At 66.5% G+C, this 18,961-nt stretch carries 16 protein-coding genes; 9 read left to right on the plus strand and 7 right to left on the minus strand.

What is annotated here, in order from left to right; all coding sequences use genetic code 11:
• Positions 1-14 precede the first annotated feature (14 nt).
• A complete protein-coding gene (locus OG210_RS31855) occupies positions 15-707 on the minus strand; it encodes a haloacid dehalogenase type II (protein WP_328323229.1) in 693 nt (230 codons plus the stop codon).
• Between the two features lie 499 nt (positions 708-1,206).
• Here OG210_RS31855 and OG210_RS31860 point away from each other — a divergent pair, with 499 nt between their 5' ends.
• Positions 1,207-1,776, plus strand: a complete 570-nt coding sequence (locus OG210_RS31860) for a helix-turn-helix domain-containing protein (RefSeq protein ID WP_328323227.1) — start codon at positions 1,207-1,209, stop codon at positions 1,774-1,776.
• Between the two features lie 254 nt (positions 1,777-2,030).
• On the opposite strand, the gene OG210_RS31865 is transcribed toward OG210_RS31860, so the two are convergent.
• From OG210_RS31865 to OG210_RS31875, 3 genes are all read right to left on the minus strand, one after another.
• On the minus strand, positions 2,031-3,356 hold the full coding sequence (locus OG210_RS31865) for a helix-turn-helix domain-containing protein (RefSeq protein WP_371539985.1): 1,326 nt from the start codon (positions 3,354-3,356) through the stop codon (positions 2,031-2,033).
• Positions 3,357-3,702: 346 nt separating this feature from the next.
• Positions 3,703-4,254 (minus strand): cupin, encoded by a 552-nt coding sequence (locus OG210_RS31870; RefSeq protein WP_328323223.1) that lies wholly within the window; start codon positions 4,252-4,254, stop codon positions 3,703-3,705.
• Positions 4,251-4,922, minus strand: coding sequence for a class II aldolase/adducin family protein (locus tag OG210_RS31875; RefSeq protein ID WP_371539987.1), 672 nt, complete (start codon positions 4,920-4,922; stop codon positions 4,251-4,253). Before OG210_RS31875 ends, OG210_RS31870 begins: the two co-directional genes overlap by 4 nt.
• Positions 4,923-5,762: 840 nt before the next feature.
• Here OG210_RS31875 and OG210_RS31880 point away from each other — a divergent pair.
• The 8 genes from OG210_RS31880 to ahcY all read left to right on the plus strand — a co-directional run bounded on the left by OG210_RS31880 (position 5,763) and on the right by ahcY (position 14,790).
• A complete protein-coding gene (locus OG210_RS31880) occupies positions 5,763-6,749 on the plus strand; it encodes a class I SAM-dependent methyltransferase (protein ID WP_371539990.1) in 987 nt (328 codons plus the stop codon).
• Positions 6,750-7,044: 295 nt separating this feature from the next.
• Positions 7,045-8,043 (plus strand): PLP-dependent cysteine synthase family protein, encoded by a 999-nt coding sequence (locus OG210_RS31885; RefSeq protein ID WP_371539992.1) that lies wholly within the window; start codon positions 7,045-7,047, stop codon positions 8,041-8,043.
• Positions 8,043-9,050: a DMT family transporter gene (locus OG210_RS31890; RefSeq protein ID WP_328323215.1), complete on the plus strand. Its 1,008-nt coding sequence runs from the start codon at positions 8,043-8,045 to the stop codon at positions 9,048-9,050. The genes OG210_RS31885 and OG210_RS31890 overlap by 1 nt, the downstream gene beginning before the upstream one ends.
• A 57-nt stretch (positions 9,051-9,107) precedes the next feature.
• Positions 9,108-9,755 (plus strand): class I SAM-dependent methyltransferase, encoded by a 648-nt coding sequence (locus OG210_RS31895; protein WP_328323213.1) that lies wholly within the window; start codon positions 9,108-9,110, stop codon positions 9,753-9,755.
• Between the two features lie 293 nt (positions 9,756-10,048).
• Complete coding sequence (metK, locus tag OG210_RS31900) at positions 10,049-11,275, plus strand: methionine adenosyltransferase (RefSeq protein WP_328323211.1); 1,227 nt, start codon at positions 10,049-10,051, stop codon at positions 11,273-11,275.
• Positions 11,276-11,446: 171 nt separating this feature from the next.
• Positions 11,447-12,430 carry a carbohydrate kinase family protein gene (locus OG210_RS31905; protein WP_371539995.1) on the plus strand — a complete coding sequence of 328 codons (984 nt, stop codon included), beginning with the start codon at positions 11,447-11,449 and terminating at the stop codon, positions 12,428-12,430.
• Between the two features lie 109 nt (positions 12,431-12,539).
• On the plus strand, positions 12,540-13,397 hold the full coding sequence (gene metF, locus OG210_RS31910; RefSeq protein WP_328323207.1) for a methylenetetrahydrofolate reductase [NAD(P)H]: 858 nt from the start codon (positions 12,540-12,542) through the stop codon (positions 13,395-13,397).
• On the plus strand, positions 13,387-14,790 hold the full coding sequence (ahcY, locus tag OG210_RS31915) for an adenosylhomocysteinase (protein ID WP_371539998.1): 1,404 nt from the start codon (positions 13,387-13,389) through the stop codon (positions 14,788-14,790). The genes metF and ahcY overlap by 11 nt, the downstream gene beginning before the upstream one ends.
• Before the next feature lie 361 nt (positions 14,791-15,151).
• Here the strand turns inward: ahcY and OG210_RS31920 are convergent, their stop codons facing one another.
• The 3 genes from OG210_RS31920 to OG210_RS31930 all read right to left on the minus strand — a co-directional run bounded on the left by OG210_RS31920 (position 15,152) and on the right by OG210_RS31930 (position 18,734).
• Positions 15,152-15,775 (minus strand): hypothetical protein, encoded by a 624-nt coding sequence (locus OG210_RS31920; protein WP_328323203.1) that lies wholly within the window; start codon positions 15,773-15,775, stop codon positions 15,152-15,154.
• A 430-nt stretch (positions 15,776-16,205) separates the two neighbouring features.
• Positions 16,206-17,759: an AMP-binding protein gene (locus OG210_RS31925; RefSeq protein WP_371540000.1), complete on the minus strand. Its 1,554-nt coding sequence runs from the start codon at positions 17,757-17,759 to the stop codon at positions 16,206-16,208.
• Between the two features lie 60 nt (positions 17,760-17,819).
• Positions 17,820-18,734, minus strand: coding sequence for a LysR family transcriptional regulator (locus tag OG210_RS31930; protein ID WP_328323199.1), 915 nt, complete (start codon positions 18,732-18,734; stop codon positions 17,820-17,822).
• Positions 18,735-18,961 lie beyond the last annotated feature (227 nt).

Below are 18,961 nucleotides of genomic sequence, written 5' to 3' on the forward strand. Positions count from 1 at the left end.
GCGGACAGGTATTTCTATGCTGCTGTCAGAGCGTCGGCCAATTCATCGAGGCTGTTCGACCGCCAGTTGAAGGTGTCGGTCTCCCGTGGAGGGTCACCGACCGGTCGCTTGACGTAGGCGGTGCGCATTCCTACCGCCTGGGCTCCGCGAAGGTCCCAGGCGTGGGCGGCGACCATCAGTACGCGTTCCGGTGGGCATCCCGCCGCGTCGAGTGCGAGCCGGTAGACCTCAGGTGCGGGCTTGTAGGCCCGGGCGTCCTCGGCGGAGAGGGCTTGGTGCCAGCGCAGCCCGGCGTATGCGTTGAGCCGGAGCAGAGACGCACGGCTGGCGTGGGTGAGCCCGAGTACGGGAAATCGCCCGGCGAGGCGGGCGAGTCCGGCGGGGGAGTCGCCCCAGGGCTTCATGCGCTGGCCCGCGGTGGCCAGCCGTTCGATGGCCGCCGGGTCGGTGAGGCCGGCACGGGCGGCCACCTGTTGAGCTGCCTCACGGTCGATGACCTCGGAGTTGGCGTAGGCCCGGTCTCCCTTGTCGATGCGCTGCTGCTCGTTGCCTACATGGTCCTGCCACACGGTGAGCAGTTGGTCGACGGTCGTGTCGTCGGACGCGGGTACCGCGTTGCGAATGGCGGCCCGGAGGCCGCCCGGCTCGTCGACCATCGTGCCGAGGACGTCGAAGACGACGGCCTCGATGTCGCTTGCCCGGGCCATCCGGCCTCCCCATCAATCGTGTCCGGGCGTGACACGGCCCGGACATCTCGCTGCAGAACGGTGGTGGTGAAACGTGCCTCGGCAGGGCCGCGTCTGCGATTCTCGAATACGGCCGCGATCACCGTGTACAGCCTGATCGAGCCCGACTGCCCGGGATCCGCATTACGCCATCGGCGGTGTGTCGCACCCGGCCGGAACCGGCGGGATTCAATCTCGCCGGCGGAACAATGGAACCTGAACTCCACCGGCTTGCACGGAGGTTGTGAAAGGCGTGGTCGTCCCGGTACCGGGCTCAATGAGCCGGAGTCTCGCATAATCGAGAACAGTGCCGCACCGACCGGTTCACGTCGCCGGGCGAGGTGGAATCCATCCGTGTCCCCGGCTCCTCGCAGGATTTCCGGACCGGTGCAGCAACTGTCGTAACTATACCGTTGGGTGTACCGTTCAGGGCGTGACTATTAACAGCGAGACCGTCGGTCGAAGAGGTAAGCGGCGAGGTATGAGCCATCTGACGCCGGCCGGCGTGAAGGTCCTTGAGACCGCCTCCCGGCTCTTCTACGAGCAGGGGATCCGCGCCGTCGGTGTGGAGGCGATCGCGGAGGAGGCAGGTGTCACCAAGAAGACTCTCTACGACTGCTTCGGCTCGAAGGAGGACCTCATTGTCGCCTACCTGCGGGCTCGTGACGGTCTGTGGCGTTCCACCCTGGTGAAGCACGTCAACGGTCACGATGCCCCTCCCGGGCAGAAGATCCTGGCCACGTTCAGCGCTTTGCGTGACTGGATGCGCGAGCGGAACTCGCGGGGCTGTGCCTTCATCAACGCTTCCGTGGAACTGCCCGAGGACCACCCCGGCCGGGAGGTCGCCCGCGACCAGAAGGCGTGGCTCTTCGCCTACCTGGAGGATCTCGCGGCACAAGCCCGTGCCCAGGACCCCGCTGCGCTGGCCGCGCAGGTGCTGATCCTTCACGAGGGGGCCTGCATCGCCGATTCCATGCGGTCGGTGGATCACGCGGTCGACCGCGCTGAACAGGTGGCCGCCGTCCTCATCGAGAGGGCACTTGCCGAGTGACCCGCGACGGCTTGGCAGCGGCCACGTCCGGGCATCCGGTCACCGGTGAACACCGCCGGGTCCGCGGGGAGGCTCGGCCTGTTCACTGAAATGACCTGTGTACCGTTTGCTCTTCTTGCTTATTTTGGGCCGTAGCGGCTTCAGTTCAGCATGTCCAGCCCTGCCGGGACCGGCTTCCGGTCCCGGCAGGACCGTGTCTGCCGTCGTCCTGCAACCGGGCTCGTAACCCGTAGCCTCTCCCACCCGTGACGGATCTACGCGACGAGTGACGGGAGGGGTGAACTCAGCGCAGGTACCGGGTCGGTCGCGGGGCGTATCGCCTTCGCGCGCTCGGGCTCGCCGTCCAGCTTCCTTGCCAGGTCGGCTGCGTACGCCCGCAGGAGGCCGTGCATGTGGTAGTGCCGTTCGTCCTGGCGCCGGATCAGGTGCGCGCTGGCGAGGCCGCGCAGCAGTCGTGAGGCTTCATCCTGGCTGATACCCGCGGGCGCCGCAGTGGCGGCGGCGTCGATCAGATGGCCGGGGAGCATGCCCAGCAGCCGGAACATACGGGCGCTCTGCTCGTCGAGTGCCTGGTAGGAGGTGTCGAACGCGTTGCGGAGCACGACGTCGCCCTCGGCGAGGTTCAGCCGGGCATGCTCGGGCTTGAGTTCGGTGGCAAGGGTGTCGGCGCTGTCGTGTTGATGGCTCACGATGTGCTCGCCTGCCAGGACCAGCGCCAGCGGGAGATGTCCGCAGCGTTCTGCCAGAACAGTCACTGCGGCGGGGCCGGCGTCGGCGCGCACGTCGCCTATGATCGCGCGGATCAGCATGGCGGCCTCCGGCTGGCACAGCTCTGCCAGCGGCAGCCTGACGGCGTCCACCAGGGACATCAATCCGGGCAGTCGCGAGCGACTGGTCACCACGACGCCGCATCCCGGTGAGCCGGGCAGCAGGGGGTAGATCTGCTGGGCGTTGGCAGCGTTGTCCAGTACCAGCAGGATCTCGCGGCCGTGCAGGTAGGAACGGAAGGTGGCGGCCCTCTGGTCCAGGTCGGCGGGGATGCGGTCGGCGGGCACCCCCACGGCGCGGAGCAGATCCTCCAGAACATCGAACGGTGCAGCCGCAGTTCCGGGCTCGGGGCCCTGAAGGTTGACGAACAGTTGTCCGTCGGCGAAGTGGCCGTCGTTGACAGCCCGGTGTGCCGCTTGTACTGCCAGCGCGGTCTTTCCCACGCCGGGCGGTCCGCTGATGACTGCGACGGGTACCGCGAGGGACTGCTCGTCTCCGGGCAGCAGCCGGTCCAGTCGGGTCAGGTGATCCCGGCGCCCCACGAAGTTCTGCTTGGCCGGGGGGAGTTGGGCAGGTTGCACCCATCCTTGCTGGTGGCGTGCGGCTGCTTCCAGAGCGGAGGCGATGGTGGTGAAGGTGTTTCCGACGTTCAGTTCCCGGTCGCAGGCCTCCGCGAAACTCACCGAGGGCGGTCGTTTGTCGGTCTCGATCTTGCTGACGTGGCCCCGGTTGAAATGCACCATGGCGGCGAGCTGCGTGAGGGAGAGACCTCGCTGTTTCCGGTAGGCCCGGAGCAGTTGCCCGAACGTCACTGGAACGCCGGCACCTGGCGGGTAGCCGGCATCCGTATGGGAAGGCTGGGTTGATGCTGAGCCCTGCGCTGGTTCCCGTACCACTTCAAGCCCCCAGAATCGTACAGATCGTCTAGAGCAGCCAGCTCCAGACCGGAGTTGGTGGGATGTCGTGCGTACTTCAGATGGCTGTTCGGGCTCCCGACCCACTCGGTGCAGGCGGCGGGGGCTGCAGACTCGGTGATCCACCGGCGGAGATGCCGGGACGGAACTTCGTGCTTCCGCGTGCATCTTCGTGCCTGCTCATGCTTCTACGTGCGGGTGAAACTCCGACATCGGCCGGCCCGGAGGGCGACTGCGGTGTCGCTCATGGCGTCGCCGTCAGATCGTCGAAGGCCGGGAATCGGGCAGCGATGCTGTCCGGCAGGAACCGGGCGGCGCAGCCGTTGTCTTCCTGGAAGAAGCGGATCGCGGTGTAGTTCGGTCGCGTCCCTGCGTCGAACCAGTGCATCGTCCGGCTGGGTATGCACAGCAGATCCCCGGCTGTGCACAGAATCGCGTGCACCTGGCTCGCGACATGGAGATAGAAGCAGCCGGCTCCCGCTACGACGAAGCGCACCAGGTCCTCTTCGTGGACGTGTTCCTGGTGCTGGGGCTGGTCCGGATCGGCCGACGCGGGGGTCATACGTGCGATGTCGACGACCCGGTGGCTGCCCTCGGCGCTGACATGGTCGATGTGGCTTCGGTAGGCGTTCATGATGGTGGAGTCGTCGGCATCGGCCGGGAGCCGGCGGGCGGCGTGCCACCGCGCGAAGCGCACACCGATCCTGAGCAGTTCCTTGCGGATGACGTCCAGGTCGTCGCTCTGTACCGTGACGGTCTGTGGTGCGTCCTCCGGCATGATCTGCAGTAGCGTCACCGGGCGTTCACCTTGGCCATACCCGGCTCGTCGGCGCCTGTGAGCATGAGCAAGTGGCTGAGTTCCTCAACACACTCCAGCCTGTTGCGTGCCTCGTCGATGTCACGGCCGAAGGAAAATATGCCGTTCCGGTCGATGAGCAGAGCCGGCGGGGTATCGGCGGTCGGTTCGTCGAGGAAGGCCGTCACGTCGTCGGCGATGAGGGACGCATCGAGGTTGTTCGGGACGACCGGCAGTACGACCAGGCGGGGATCCGGCACGCCGAGGCTCTTCGCCATTTCCATTTCCTCAAAGACCACTTGGCCGGTGCCACCCGTGTCGCGGGTCCGGGTGGCGAGGGCGGTGGACCACGGTGCGTGTGCGTGGATCACTGCTCCGCAGCCGGGCAACCGCCGGTAGAGCGCGAGGTGTACTGGAGTTTCGGCGGGGGGCCATTCGGTTTCCCCGAGCAACGGCAGCCCTTTGAACGGGTCGACCATCACCGCGTCCTGATGGGTCATCTCTCTCTTGCTCAGGCCGTCGGCGGTGATCATGACCGCTTCACCCGATCGAACCGAGACGCTGCCGAACGTTCCTGGCATCCAGCCGCTCCGGTACAGGGACCGGCCGACGGCCGAGAGGTGTTCACGTTGCAGCTCGGCATCCTCGCGGATGCAAACGGGTTTCACAGTCCTTCTCCTCCTGCGCGGAACGACGCATCAGTTCTCGCGCACCGTTCGCCTTCCTGCTGCCGTCGCGGTGGATCAACAACGGGCAGTCCGGGGAGGTTCAGGGCCCCTGGAGTCGCTTGGCCGGACAGATGAAGCGACACGCGTGCGTCTCCTTCGCGTGAGTGGATCGGTGAGCTATACCAACCGGTATAGTTACATGCTACGGAGTTGATTTTCCCGGTGTCAACGGCTCCCTTCCGGGGTGGCTGGAAAGGCTCTTCAAGTTGCAGCCTGCCGATATGCCTGGTAGGTGACGGCCCGGCAGGGGCGGAGGTCGTCCACTTCATGGCGATGTGAAGAGCGTCGACGTCCCGGTTCCTGAGTGACTGCTCGGTCCTGCCGATGGCCGCGGCGCGAGCAGCTCTCCGCGGCACCGGACGCCGGACGCGGCCCTTCCGGACCGCGGCGTGGTCACCTCCGGCGGAGCCTCGGCAGTCATCGCCGCCAACCTGCGCGAGGTGTGTTGCCGGCCTTTGACCGTCCGCTCGACACGGCCGCGTGACCAGCGAACACACCCGGATGGAAGGGCTCCGGCAACAGCGCCGGGCTTCAGGGTCCTGTGCAGCCCTGTTGCTGTTGCCTCGCGAGAGGCAACAAGGCAACCCTGTACAGCTTTGCGGGAGTTGACGATAGTGAAGTCACTTCCACCGCAGGACGCCGTACCTCGTGAAGGGCCCAATCCAGTTGCTGCTGGTTCCTTCGGTGCAGGACGCCTTGTGCCCTTCGGCTGTTCGTCGGCCCGGGGAGGCCGGAAGTTCTCGTAGAAGCAGCGCTGTCGTCACGTCGAAGGAGGCCGGGATGGGTACACACATCGACTATGCCGAACTGGTAGTGTCGCCAAGCGAGTTTTTCCAGGTCGGAGAGCCGGAGCGGATCAAGTCATCCATCGGGCTGAAGCTATCGGACCACTCGTACCTTCCGAAGGCCGATGAGCCACGCGCCGACTGGGTCGCGAGTGTTGCTGTGCCGGCGTTCAAGACGCTTGCACAGATGGGCGTCATGGCTCCGCGGTTCTGCACGATCGGGACGGGTGCGGGGCTGGACGCCCTGGCGGCTGTGGAGATTTTACAAGCGCGCACTGTTGGTTTCACCGACCTTCACGAAGATGTTCTCGCTCATGCCCGGGAAAACATTCAGAGCAACCTCCTGCATCAGGATGTCGAACTGATCGGAGGAGCCGGGGACATCCTCTCCCCGCTGGCCGGCAAGGTGTCGCAGGTCGACGTGATCTACGAGAACCTCCCCAATATCCCGATGGCGGGGAGCGCCGATCTAGCCGATGGCCAGACCAGTTCGACCTTCATCGCGGAGCGAGTCGAGGAGATCGCCGGCTTCGCCGAGAAGAATCTCGTCACGCTGCACTACCTGGCCCTGCAGCAGGCGCATCCGGTCCTTCGGGTCGGTGGCCGGGTGCTGTCGTCGATCGGTGCGCGGGTTCCGTTGTCCGAGATTCTGTCCCTGTCCGGAGCCGCCGGCTACAACGGCAGCATCCTGACCTATACGTGGAAGATCCAGTCCGAGCCGCACGAGGTGGTCGGCGGCTATGCCCAGTGGGAAAAGGAAGGGATGGGCCCGTTCCACTTCTACCCGGTGGACGTCCTGCGTGACGCCTTCACGGGTATGTCCGCCGCGGCAGCCGGTGCGCAGGCTCTCCAGATGGAGAAGGAACTGTCACCGTACGAGATATCGGCGGTGGACGCCCTGGCCCTGGTGGAGAAGGGTGAAAAGGTCGGTCACACGGTCGCGATTCTTGACTCCGTCAAGATTCCTGACTCGGCTCTCTGACACTGCTTCACCGTATCTTCGGTGCGTTGGCAGAGACACGGTGAGGCCGGCCTTTCGGCTACCGCCGGCGCGGTCCTGACGCGCGGACAGCGATGAAGTACTCGTGCGTCCTGGCCGGGTACGGCCCGGCGCACCGCACTGCCGAATTCTCACCGGTCTCTGCCAGGACCAGGTACGGACTGTCCGCACCCGGTCCTGTTAGTACCCCTTCCTGTCCGCACCAACATCCTGTTCGCACCCCTTCGTGTCGTCCGCACGCCTGGCTGAAATCCTCCCGCAGTACTAAGGAGTCGGCATGAATATCCAGTCGTTCATTGGCAAGACACCCCTCGTCGAACTGAACACCTTTGACGTTCCGGCCGATGTGCGGATATTCGCCAAAGTCGAATTCGTGAACCCGGGGGGCAGCATCAAGGACCGGATCGTCCGGTACATCATCGATGATGCCGAGCGCCGCGGTCTGCTGAAGCCGGGCGCAACAATCGTGGAGAACACCTCCGGCAACACCGGTGCAGCGATCGCGATGATGGCGGCAACGCGCGGCTACCGTGCGGTCCTGACCATGCCGGACAAGGTCAGCAAGGAAAAGCAGGACGCGCTGCGGGCCATGGGGGCCGAGGTGATCGTCTGCCCCACATCGGCCTCGCCGGATTCGGCCAAGCACTACGTCACATGCGCGAGGCGTATCCACGCCGAGATGCCGGGCTCGTTCATGCTGAATCAGTACGACAACCCCCTCAACGCGGAGGCGCATTTCCGTTCGACGGGCCCGGAGATCTGGGAGGCACTCGGACAGTCGGTGACGGCATTCGTCGCATCAGGGAGTACAGGCGGCACAATCTCCGGAACTTCGCGGTTCCTGAAGCAGAAGAACCCGGCCGTGCGGTCCGTCCTCCTCGATCCGGCCGGTTCCATCTACCACCGCTACTTCCATGAGGGGGTCGTTGATCCTTCGCAGATCGCGCCGTACTTCGTCGAGGGCGCGGGCGAGGACCATCTGGCCAAATGCATGGACTTTTCGGTCGTCGACGACGTGATTCAGTTCACCGACGCCGATGCCTTCGCCACGTGCCGGCACTTGGCGGTACGCGAGGGTCTGATCTGTGGCGGCACCTCGGGAGCGAATGTGTGGGGCGCTGTGCAAGTTGCCCGGTCGCTGACGAAGCCCGCAACGATCGTCACGGTCCTGCCGGACAGTGGAAACAAGTACATCTCAAAGATCTACAACCCGGATTGGCTTATGCAGAACGGCTTTGATACCGGTCGGATTCACACACCAGAACCGACTCTGTAATGGGAAGTACTCGGAAAAACGTCGCCGCCGCGCTCACGGCTGCCCTGCTCTGGGCCTTCGCCTTTGTCGCCCCGGCCGCCGTCAAGCCCGCGAGTGAACTGCTCCTGGTCACCGGCCGGTACTCCTTGTTCGGCCTGTGCGGCCTCTACGTCCTGTGCAGAAACTGGAGACAACTCAGACTGATGCCGATCCGGAGGACCCTCTTCGGCCTCTACATAGGCTTCGTGGGGTACTTCGTCTTCTATATCTGCGTCTCGTACTCCGCAACGACGAGCGGCGGCTTCATCACCGCAGTCGTCGTGGGATCGTCGCCGATCACGATCGCGGTGGCCGGTAACTTCGCAGAAAAGCGCATGTCGTGGCGCGAGCTCGTCGCGCCGGTCATCCTGATTCTCGTCGGTCTCACCCTGCTCAGCGTCTCGGATCTCATTCAGGGCAAGCACTCGGGTGGTGCGAACGACTCAATCTTCGGGATAGGGCTGGCCATTATGGCCATGCTGACCTGGTCGTACTTCGTGGTCCGCAACGCCCAGTCCCAGCGGACCTGGGAAACGAAGCCGGACCCCACGATCTGGGCCGCCCTGGTGGCGATGGGAGCAGGCGGCGCTTCTATGGTGCTGCTGCCCTTCGCCATTGCCTCCACGCCGGCTGAGACTTTCGATCCGTACCCGCTCTTCAAGATCATCGCGTGGTGCGTATTCCTGGGTGTCATCGGATCCTGGTGGGGGACATACATCTGGGTGAAGGCGGCGCAGGGCATACCGGTGCCACTGGTCGGACCGCTGCTCGCCACGGAGACGATTTTCGGCGCGATCCTGAGTCTGCCGATGGAGCAGCGGATGCCCACTTGGACGGAGGTCGGCGGCGCCCTGTTCGTCCTCACCGGGATAGCCGTCTACATGGTGTTCGACGTGAAGAATTCACGGTCGAGCGGCAACGGCGGCCAGGGCGACGAGGGCAGCGGCACGGAAAGATCGGACGCGTCAGATGTGCCCGCGGTGACATAGCGGGACAAGATAAGAACGGTCATGATCGTTGGCTTGACCCGACAGGGAGTCAATTCCATGAGCAATTCCTTCACCAACATCAAGCAGTCTCACGTGTTCTTCGACAACGCCTCCGGGCTGAAGAACTACTACGAGGACTGGGCGACGCGGTACGACGTGGACCTGGCGGATCAGAAGTGGGTGGCGCCGCGGGTCGCGGCCAACTTCGTTCACCTGCTCGCCTCCGCCTACGGGGCGCCGGGAACAACCATTCTCGACGCCGGCTGCGGCACCGGCCTCGTCGGCAGTTTCCTGACCACGCTGGGAAAGTACGTGATCGACGGAGTCGACCTGTCGGAGAACATGGCTGCCGAGGCCATCAAGACCAATGCGTACCGGAAGGTCTACGGCGGCGTGGACCTCGCGACGCCCGTGCGCGATGAGCGTCTGGACCAGTACGACATCGTCGTCAGCAGCGGCGTGTTCACGCTTGGCCATGTGCGCCCGACGGCGCTGCTCACGCTCATCGAATACGCTCGGCCCCATGCGCTGATCCTGGTGTCCACCCGCGGCAGCTACGCCACTGAAACAGGCTTTGAGGACTTCTCCATATCGCGGGAGGTCACTGAGCAGGCATCTCTCGAATTCAAGCTGAAGAACGCCAACTACATCGCAGAAGAGGGAGCCGACTACTGGGTCTTCCGCAAGACAGGACCGGCTCAGTAACAGCCGCAGTATCAGTAGTGCAGTAGCAAGGGGTGCGACCCGCTGATCCCGCCCGGAGCGGTCTGCCCCGAGGCCCTCCGGCGACGAGGCGGATGCGATACGCGGCAGAACACCGCGGGTCCGCAAAGACCGACCCGGCGTCAGAAGACCGCGAAACCCCTGGTGGCAATGGGAAGGCGAGAACCCAGTTCCGCCACCAGGGGTCGCGGGCCGCGCCCACCGCGCAACCGCCCACCCGCTCACAGCGTGCCGGCCCCACACCATCTGTCCGCCCACCACTGCCCTGGAGTGTCATGTCCCGCTCCCTGTTCACCTCGGAATCAGTGACCGAGGGACATCCCGACAAGATCGCCGACCAGATCAGTGACACCATCCTCGACGCACTGCTGCGTCACGACCCCACGTCGCGCGTCGCGATCGAAACCCTGATCACTACCGGTCAGGTCCACATCGCGGGCGAGGCGACGACCTCCGCCTACGTCGACATCCCCACACTGGTGCGGGAGAAGATCCTCGACATCGGCTACGACTCCTCGGCCAAGGGCTTCGACGGCGCCTCCTGCGGTGTGTCGGTGTCGATCGGAGCGCAGTCCCCGGACATCGCCCAGGGCGTCGACACGGCGTACGAATCCAGGCTCAAGGACGCCGCCGACGTTGGAGAGAGCGACGGGCTCAACCAGCAGGGAGCGGGCGACCAGGGCCTGATGTTCGGTTATGCGGCCACCGAGACCCCCACCCTGATGCCGCTGCCGATCGAGCTGGCCCACCGCCTCTCACGCCGTCTGACGGAAGTCCGGAAGGACGGAACCGTCCCCTACCTTCGCCCCGACGGCAAGACCCAGGTCACCATCGAGTACCTGGGCAGCCGTCCGGTCCGCCTGGACACCGTCGTCGTCTCCTCGCAGCACGCGAGCGACATCGACCTGGACAGCCTTCTCACCCCCGACATCCGGGTGCACGTCGTCGAACACGTCCTCGCGCAACTCGCCGACGACGGCATCAAGTTGGACACGGGCGACTACCGCCTCCTGGTCAACCCCACGGGCCGCTTCGAGATCGGCGGCCCGATGGGCGACGCCGGCCTCACCGGCCGCAAGATCATCATCGACACCTACGGCGGCTATGCCCGGCACGGCGGCGGAGCCTTCTCCGGCAAGGACCCGTCCAAGGTGGACCGTTCGGCCGCGTACGCGATGCGCTGGGTCGCCAAGAACGTCGTCGCGGCCGGTCTGGCGGAGCGCTGTGAGGTGCAGGTCGCGTACGCCATCGGCAAGGCCGAACCGGTCGGCCTGTTCGTCGAGACCTTCGGCACCAACACGGTCGCCGTCGGAAAGATCGAGCACGCCATCACCGAGGTCTTCGACCTGCGCCCCGCGGCGATCATCCGCGACCTCGACCTGCTCCGCCCGATCTACGCCCAGACCGCCGCCTACGGCCACTTCGGGCGCGAGCTGGCGGACTTCACCTGGGAGCGCACCGACCGCGCCGACGCCCTGCGCAACGCAGTGGCAGCGGGCTGACGACAGAGCGCCAGGACAAGCCCAGGCGACAGCGGGCCAGGGCAAGCCCCGGCGCGACAGCCGGCGGTGCGCGGTTTCCCCCGGACCGCGCACCGCCTCCCCGTGTGGCGCTGCCACCCGAGTCCTTCCATCCCCCCACCCCGGCCTCATCAGGTCCAAGGAGTGCCTTCCGTGCGTATCGCCGTGACCGGTTCGATAGCTACCGACCATCTGATGGTGTTCCCCGGACGCTTCGCCGAGCAGCTGATCAAAGAACAGCTGGAGCGGGTTTCCCTGTCGTTCCTCGCCGACCGGCTGGAGGTACGCAGAGGCGGCGTCGCCGCGAACATCGCCTTCGGGCTCGGCAAGTTCGGCCTTGACCCGATCCTGGTAGGCGCCGCAGGAGTCGACTTCGCCGAGTACGGCGCCTGGCTGCGGGCGAACGGCGTCGACACCACCGCGGTCCAGGTGAGCGACCATCTGCACACCGCGCGCTTCGTGTGCACCACCGACGAGGATCAGAACCAGATCGCCACCTTCTACGCCGGCGCCATGGCCGAGGCACCCCGGATCGACCTGGCCGCGATCGCCGAACGCGTCGGCAGGCCCGCACTCGTCCTGGTCGGCGCCGACGACCCCGCCGCCATGCTGCGGCACACCGCCACCGCCCACCGCCTCGGCATCCCCCTCGCAGCCGACCCCTCGCAGCAGCTCGCCCGCCTCGACCGGGACCAGGCTCGTCAACTCGTCGACCAGTCACGGTGGTTGTTCACCAACGAGTACGAGGCCGCCCTGCTACTCGAACGCACCGGATGGACCGAGCAACACCTTCTCGGCCGGGTCGGTACCTGGATCACCACACTGGGCGAGGCAGGAGTATCACTGGCCACGTCAGGTGCCCCCACACTGCGGATCCCGGCCGTACTCACGGACAAGATCGCCGACCCCACAGGGGCGGGAGACGCCTTCCGGTCCGGATTCCTCGCCGGCACGGCATGGCAATGGCCGCAGGAGCAGGCCGCACGGCTCGGCTGCGCACTGGCCACCACCGTGCTTGAGTCGGTCGGCACCCAGGAGTACAAGCTGACCCCGTCGGATCTGATCATCCGTATCGACCAGACGTACGGACCTGACGCGGCTCGTGCTCTTGAGCCACAGCTTGCGCGTGTGCCATGACCGTGGCCCGGCGCCGACGGACAGACGCGGTGTACGCCGGTGCGTTCCGGCTTCAGCCGATCGTCGTCCACCACCCCGAGGCCACATACCCCGACGCAGGCGGCCGTCGATGACGACCTTCTCGTTCGAGTTCTTCCCGCCGAAGACACCTGCCGGCGAGACGACGCTCTGGGAGGCGATCCGACGCGTCGAGGCGCTCGGCCCGGACTTCGTCTCCGTCACCTACGGCGCGGGTGGTTCCTCCCGGGGCCGTACTGTCGCCGTGACCAAGCGGATCGCGGCCGAGACGACGCTGCGCCCCGTTGCGCACCTGACCGCCATCGGGCACTCGGTGGCCGAACTGCGGCACATCATCGGCCAGTACGCCGACGCCGGAGTGCGCGACGTACTCGTGCTGCGCGGCGACCCGCCCGGCGACCCCCAGGGTCCATGGGAGCCGCACCCGGCCGGCTTCACGCACGCGTATCAACTGGTCGAACTGTTGTGTTCCCTGGGGGAGTTCACCATCGGCGTTGCCGCCTTTCCGGAGCGGCATCCGCGCTCGCCCGACTGGGACAGCGACATCCGTCACTTCGTGGCCAAGTGCCGGGCCGGGGCGGACTACGCCATCACCCAGATGTTCTTCGACGTAGACGACTATCTGCGGCTGCGTGACCGGATCGCAGCCGCGGGCTGCGCGACACCTGTGATCCCGGAGATCATGCCGGCCACCGACGTACGCCAGATCCGCCGCTTCGCCGAACTCTCGGGCGCCGCCTTCCCCGAGGACCTCGCCCACCGCCTCGAAGCCGCGCGCGAGCGGCCCGGTGACGCGTACCGGATCGGGGTCGACCACGCCACCGCCATGGCGGACCGGCTGCTCGCCGAAGGCGCCCCCGGTCTGCACTACATCACGCTCAACAGGTCCACTGCGGCCCTGGACATCCACCGCAATGTCATTGGCTCAAGGAGTCTTCATGTCAGCTGAGTTCACCGATTTCAAGGTTGCTGATCTGTCGCTGGCCGCGTTCGGCCGTAAGGAGATCAGGCTTGCTGAGCACGAGATGCCGGGTCTGATGTCGATCCGCAGGGAGTACGCGAAGGCCCGGCCGCTCGCGGGTGCGCGGATCACCGGCTCGTTGCATATGACGGTGCAGACGGCTGTGCTGATCGAGACGCTGGTCGCTCTGGGCGCTGAGGTGCGCTGGGTCTCCTGCAACATCTTCTCCACCCAGGATCATGCGGCGGCCGCGATCGCCGCTGCCGGGATCCCCGTGTTCGCGTGGAAGGGGGAGAGCCTGGAGGAGTACTGGTGGTGCACGGAGCAGGCGCTGACCTGGCCGGACTCGCCGACCGGTGGCCCGAACATGATCCTCGACGACGGCGGTGACGCCACCCTTCTGGTCCACAAGGGTGTCGAGTACCAGAAGACGGGTGAACTTCCCGAGGCCACCAATGACGAAATGGCCGTCGTTCGATCCCTGTTGGAGCGTGGCACGCTGGACTGGACGAGGATCGCTTCGGAGATCCGTGGTGTGACGGAGGAGACGACGACCGGTGTGCACCGTCTGTATGAGATGCACCGTGACGGCACCCTTCTGTTCCCGGCGATCAACGTCAATGACGCTGTCACCAAGTCGAAGTTCGACAACAAGTACGGCTGCCGTCACTCGCTGATCGACGGCATCAACCGTGCCACTGACGTCCTGATCGGTGGCAAGGTCGCGGTCGTCTGTGGTTACGGCGATGTGGGCAAGGGCTGTGCGGAGTCGCTGCGCGGTCAGGGCGCTCGCGTGATCATCACCGAGATCGACCCGATCTGTGCGCTGCAGGCGGCGATGGACGGTTTCCAGGTCTCGACCCTGGACGACGTCGTGTCGATTGCGGACATCTTCGTGACCACTACGGGCAACAAGGACATCATCATGGCCGCCGACATGGCCAAGATGAAGCACCAGGCCATCGTGGGGAACATCGGTCACTTCGACAACGAGATCGACATGGCCGGCCTGGCCCGGATCCCCGGGATCGTGCGGGACGAGGTCAAGCCGCAGGTCCACACCTGGACGTTCGCCGAGGGCAAGGTCCTGATCGTCCTGTCCGAGGGGCGTCTGCTGAACCTGGGCAACGCGACGGGTCACCCGTCGTTCGTGATGTCGAACTCGTTCGCGGACCAGACGCTGGCCCAGATCGAGCTGTTCACCAAGCCCGCCGAGTACCCGACCGACGTGTACGTGCTGCCCAAGCACCTGGACGAGAAGGTCGCCCGTCTCCACCTCGACGCCCTCGGCGTCAAGCTCACGACACTCCGTCCTGAGCAGGCCGCCTACATCGGTGTCGAGGTCTCGGGCCCGTACAAGCCGGACCACTACCGCTACTGAGCTATCCGGCCGGATAGCCGGATGGCCAGGTGCATGGCGGCGCTGTCAGGGGGGTGTGCCTGGAGGTTCTCGCGTAAGGAATCTCCTGAGTCCTGACGCCGCCGAAGAGATGGGGGGTGGCGGAGCGGAGACTGCTGAGCGGACGGGACGGGCCGACCCTGCGCGTCGAGCACGGGGACGGCCGTCCGCCCGTGAAGGTCCTGCGCCACGTCCTTGCCCATGGACCGGTGTCGGTCCGGGAGCCCGGGTGTCAGCAAGCACGACCCGGGTGATCGCCGGTCTGCTCACTCCGGCGAGCCCGGACGGATCTCCAGTGACTCGCCGGTGAGTGACCGTCCCATCCGCATTCCGGAACGACCGGTCAGGCGGTGGTTGCCTTGCTGTCGTCCGCGGCCTCGGTATTGGTGGGCGTGGCCTGGTAGTAGACGGAGCGGCCCTGCTTGGAGCGCTCGATGACGCCACGTGCGACGCCCTGCTCCAGTGTGTTGCGCACGACGGTCACCTGCACACCTCGCTGGGGGTGAGCCTCGGCTACCCCGGCGGCGATTTCGGTGGACGACTTCGGCTCGCTCTGGCCGGCGAGGTAGGCGCCGATCAGTTCGATCCAGGACGGCCCGCTCGCACGCTGCGCAGGGGCAGCCTTCTTGGCGCCGGTCTTCCCGCGGGGCGAGGGCTGCGCCGCGGGCTTCGTGGAGCGCCCTGCCTTCGGGGCCTTCTTGGCTGCCGTTTCGCTCTTGGGGTTGCGAGCCGCGGGCACCTTCGCGGTCTTCCTGGCGGACTTGGCGGTCGGCTTGGAGGAGGTCCCGAGGACGCCCTGCATCTTCACGAGGACCTGTCCGCTCTCCTCCAACTGAACCAACTCGTCCTGAAGTCGGGCCAGTTCGTCACGAACACGGTCCTGCTCACCCTGATTCGCCGCGAGGTCATCGGCGACTTTCTGCGCGTACTCGGCCTTCACACCGGTCGCTGCGTTTGCCTTCGTCATGAATGCCTCTTCTTGGTTGTGTGTGAACGGGTGTGGTGTGGATGCTACTCACACCATCGAAGACGGCTCGTCAGTGGGACTGGTCGAACACAGGCGCACCCGGCTCTGTTCACACAGGTTGCACGGATTTCAAAGTGGCATCGGGAGCGCCATGGCACGCGTACGGGTCGGACGGAACCTTCCCGGCACAGTCCCATGCGGAGCCCCCGGCGCCAATGGACAGCTCAGTACCGACCGGAGTCGGGTGAGCATGCGCAGCGCCGGCATCCGATGTGTGGCCGGGGGTCGCGCTTGTGATCGGCACCTCGTAATCGGCGCCTCCCGCACCGCGGTATTGCCGTGGAGCCGCCTCTGGCCTGAGCCGACAGCACGAAGCCCCCTCCTGCAGTCGGGAGGGGGCTTCGGTGGTTCAGGGCGTGGCCGGCCCCAATTACGCCGGTGTTGCGGACAGCCCGGACCGCAGCAGCCGCCTGTCCGGCTTGCCCGCTGCCGTCAGCGGAATGGCTGGCACCAGGTGCAGGGCGTCGGGAGCGTAGAGGCGCCCCTTGCGGGCGGTCACGAAGTCCCGGATCTCCTCCAGCGAGGGCTGCTGTCCGGCGGCGGGCACCACGGCGGCGTGGACATGCTCCACCGACTCCTCGTCCCGGCTGCCGAAGACCGTGCACTGGGTGACGGCGGGATGGCTCAGCAGCAGGTCCTCCAGCTCCGCCGGATACACATGGCCCCCGACGACCACGATCATCTCCTTGATGCGGTCCACGATGAAGAGGTAGCCGTCCTCGTCGAGATATCCGACGTCACCCGTGTGCACCCAGCCGTCCCGCAGCACCTCGGCGGTCAGCTCCGGCTGCTTCCAGTAGCCGTGCATCACATAGGGCGAGCGCACCTGCACTTCACCCGGCTCCCCTGGAGACAGGCTGGTGCCGTCTTCGTCCCGGATGGCGATCTCCACGCCGGGCATGGCCCGGCCGACCGTCAGCTGCCCGCCGCGGCCGGTCAACTCCTGGTCCCCGGGACCCGCTTCGGTGATGTACTGCGCCTCGGCCTGTCCGTACATGCCGTAGAGCACAGGCCCCAGAGTGCTGGCCGCCTGCCGCAGTCTGGCCGGTGAGGCGGCGGTGCCGCCGTACGTGATCCGGGCCAGGCTGGAAAGGTCGGTGCCGGCCAGGTCCGGGTGGTCCAGCAGGTGGTAGAGCAGCGGCGGCAACAGCCAGGTGTGGGTGATGTGCTCGTGCTCGATCGTGGCCAGCACGTCCCCGGGCTCGAAACCGTGCCGCAGAACGACACTGCCGCCCTGATAGAGCGTCTTGTCGGCCAGAATTCCCGCGAGGTGGGCGAGCGTGGTGCAGGCCAGAAAGCGGGGTGGGTCACCTGCGTCGGCAAGCCGGTGGTCCAGGGTTTGCCGGTAGGAGCCGTGGGTCATCCGGATGCCCTTGGGGATTCCGGTGGTTCCACCGGTGTGCCGGATGCACCAGTCGTCGTCCGGGCCCACCAGGCCGCCCATCGGCAGCGCCGGGCGCCGGTCGGCCTTGGCCAGTACGTCTTCGGCGAAGCTGCTCGGCCCCAGGGAGAGTCCCTGGGGAACGCCGGCGATCTGCAGTAACTCGCCCGCTGTGACGTGCTGTTGGCTGTCCACCAGCAGCAGGGAGCAATCCACGCTCGCCATGATGCGGGCCATGATCGGCGGGCTCATGCCCTCGTAGAGGCCGACCACCCGGGCGCCGGCCAGGTTGGCGGCATAGCGGGCGACGATTGCCTCGGCGGTGTTACCGGTGAGCAGGGTGACCGTGGTGCCCCGGCCCACCCCGCGCTCCGTCAGCTCCCCGGCGAGCCGGTAGACCTGGTCCCGGAACTCTGCCGCGCTGATCACCAGCCCCTCGGCGGTGGTGATGGCCGCCCGCCACGGCTCGGCGGACAGTGCGTCGATGACGGCCTCCACATAACTGCTGAAACCGCTCTCCGCTGCGGCGTGCTCCCGGCTCATCGCTTTCCTCCCTTGTCGGAACCCGCTGTACCCCCTTGACGCTAGTGTCGTCCGCTCATGTCATCCACGACCTGTGCCGCCATGTGCTGATGACTCAGTGGGCATGAGTCGTTCCATGGCCAGCCGGCGGAAGTCCAGGGCGGCGGGGGAGAGATAGGCGTCCTGGCGCCAGACCAGGGTCAGCTCCCGATGACAGTCTGCGGCGTCCAGCCGCAGCCAGGCCACCGGGACGCGCCCGGCGAGCGCCCGCCGGGCGACGGCCGGCATCAGCCCGATACCCACCCCGGCGCCGATCAGCTCCGGTGTGGCGGCGGCTTCGTCGCCCTCGCAGACCACCCGTGGAATGAGCCCCTCGCGGGCGAAAAGCCTCTCCAGCAGAGCACGCTGCCAGTGGCCGGTGCGCGTGCTGACGAAGTCCTCGTCGGCCAGCTCGGCCACTGTGACGCGCACCTGACCGGCCAGCGGATGCCCGGACGGCACGGCGAGCAGTACCTCATCCCGCGCCAGTTCCACCGAGCACAGTTCAGGCCCGGCCAACGGTTGGGAGGCGAGCGCGAAGTCCACCTCGGCGGAGCGCAGATGACGCCGCATCGAGTCCACCGGTGCCTGGAACAGGTGCACCCTCACCCCGGGTCGGTGCGCTCGGAAGGCGGCCAGCACACCGGCCAGTTGGAACAGGGTCTCAGCGGCGACGGCGACGCGGCCCGGTCCGGAAACGACTGCATCAGCCATCTCCCTCCGGCCGTCGTCGAGTTCGGCCAGCGCCCGCTCGACCCGGCGCAGGAATGCCGCACCGTGCTCATTGAGCCGTATCCGGCGACCCTGGCGGTCAAACAGCGGACTACCAAGTTCCGACTCGAGCCGGATGATGGTCCGGCTCACCGACGGCTGGGCGACCCGGAGTTCCTCCGCGGCCCGGCTGATGTGCTGGTGGCGGGCCACGGCCCGGAAATATCGCAGTGACAGCAGATCCATGACGGTAGTCTCGCCCGGATCTTTCGCTCAGCGGAGTCCAGCCGAGTCCAGTGGAGTTCAGCGGACTCCAGCGGAGCAGCGGAATTCAGCGCCGGTGTCCTGCTGTGGGGGCCGCTCCGGGGCGGACGCTGCCGGCCATCGGGTCCCGGCGAATGTCGCACATGCCATACGCGGAGAGCCCGGAGGCCGATTCGTCCAGCCCCTTGGCAGCGAGTGTGCAATGTGAA

The sequence above is a fragment of the Streptomyces sp. NBC_00466 genome (assembly GCF_041433995.1).
Lineage (GTDB): Bacteria > Actinomycetota > Actinomycetes > Streptomycetales > Streptomycetaceae > Streptomyces.

Bases quoted from the DNA above. Each gene is read 5' to 3' on its own strand.
- ahcY (WP_371539998.1), top strand. From the start codon at position 13,387: ATGTCAGCTGAGTTCACCGATTTCAAGGTTGCTGATCTGTCGCTGGCC.
- OG210_RS31925 (WP_371540000.1), bottom strand. From the start codon at position 17,759: ATGAGCCGGGAGCACGCCGCAGCGGAGAGCGGTTTCAGCAGTTATGTG.
- OG210_RS31860 (WP_328323227.1), top strand. From the start codon at position 1,207: ATGAGCCATCTGACGCCGGCCGGCGTGAAGGTCCTTGAGACCGCCTCC.
- OG210_RS31855 (WP_328323229.1), bottom strand. From the start codon at position 707: ATGGCCCGGGCAAGCGACATCGAGGCCGTCGTCTTCGACGTCCTCGGC.
- OG210_RS31895 (WP_328323213.1), top strand. From the start codon at position 9,108: ATGAGCAATTCCTTCACCAACATCAAGCAGTCTCACGTGTTCTTCGAC.
- metF (WP_328323207.1), top strand. From the start codon at position 12,540: ATGACGACCTTCTCGTTCGAGTTCTTCCCGCCGAAGACACCTGCCGGC.
- OG210_RS31920 (WP_328323203.1), bottom strand. From the start codon at position 15,775: ATGACGAAGGCAAACGCAGCGACCGGTGTGAAGGCCGAGTACGCGCAG.
- OG210_RS31880 (WP_371539990.1), top strand. From the start codon at position 5,763: ATGGGTACACACATCGACTATGCCGAACTGGTAGTGTCGCCAAGCGAG.
- metK (WP_328323211.1), top strand. From the start codon at position 10,049: ATGTCCCGCTCCCTGTTCACCTCGGAATCAGTGACCGAGGGACATCCC.
- OG210_RS31890 (WP_328323215.1), top strand. From the start codon at position 8,043: ATGGGAAGTACTCGGAAAAACGTCGCCGCCGCGCTCACGGCTGCCCTG.
- OG210_RS31930 (WP_328323199.1), bottom strand. From the start codon at position 18,734: ATGGATCTGCTGTCACTGCGATATTTCCGGGCCGTGGCCCGCCACCAG.
- OG210_RS31885 (WP_371539992.1), top strand. From the start codon at position 7,045: ATGAATATCCAGTCGTTCATTGGCAAGACACCCCTCGTCGAACTGAAC.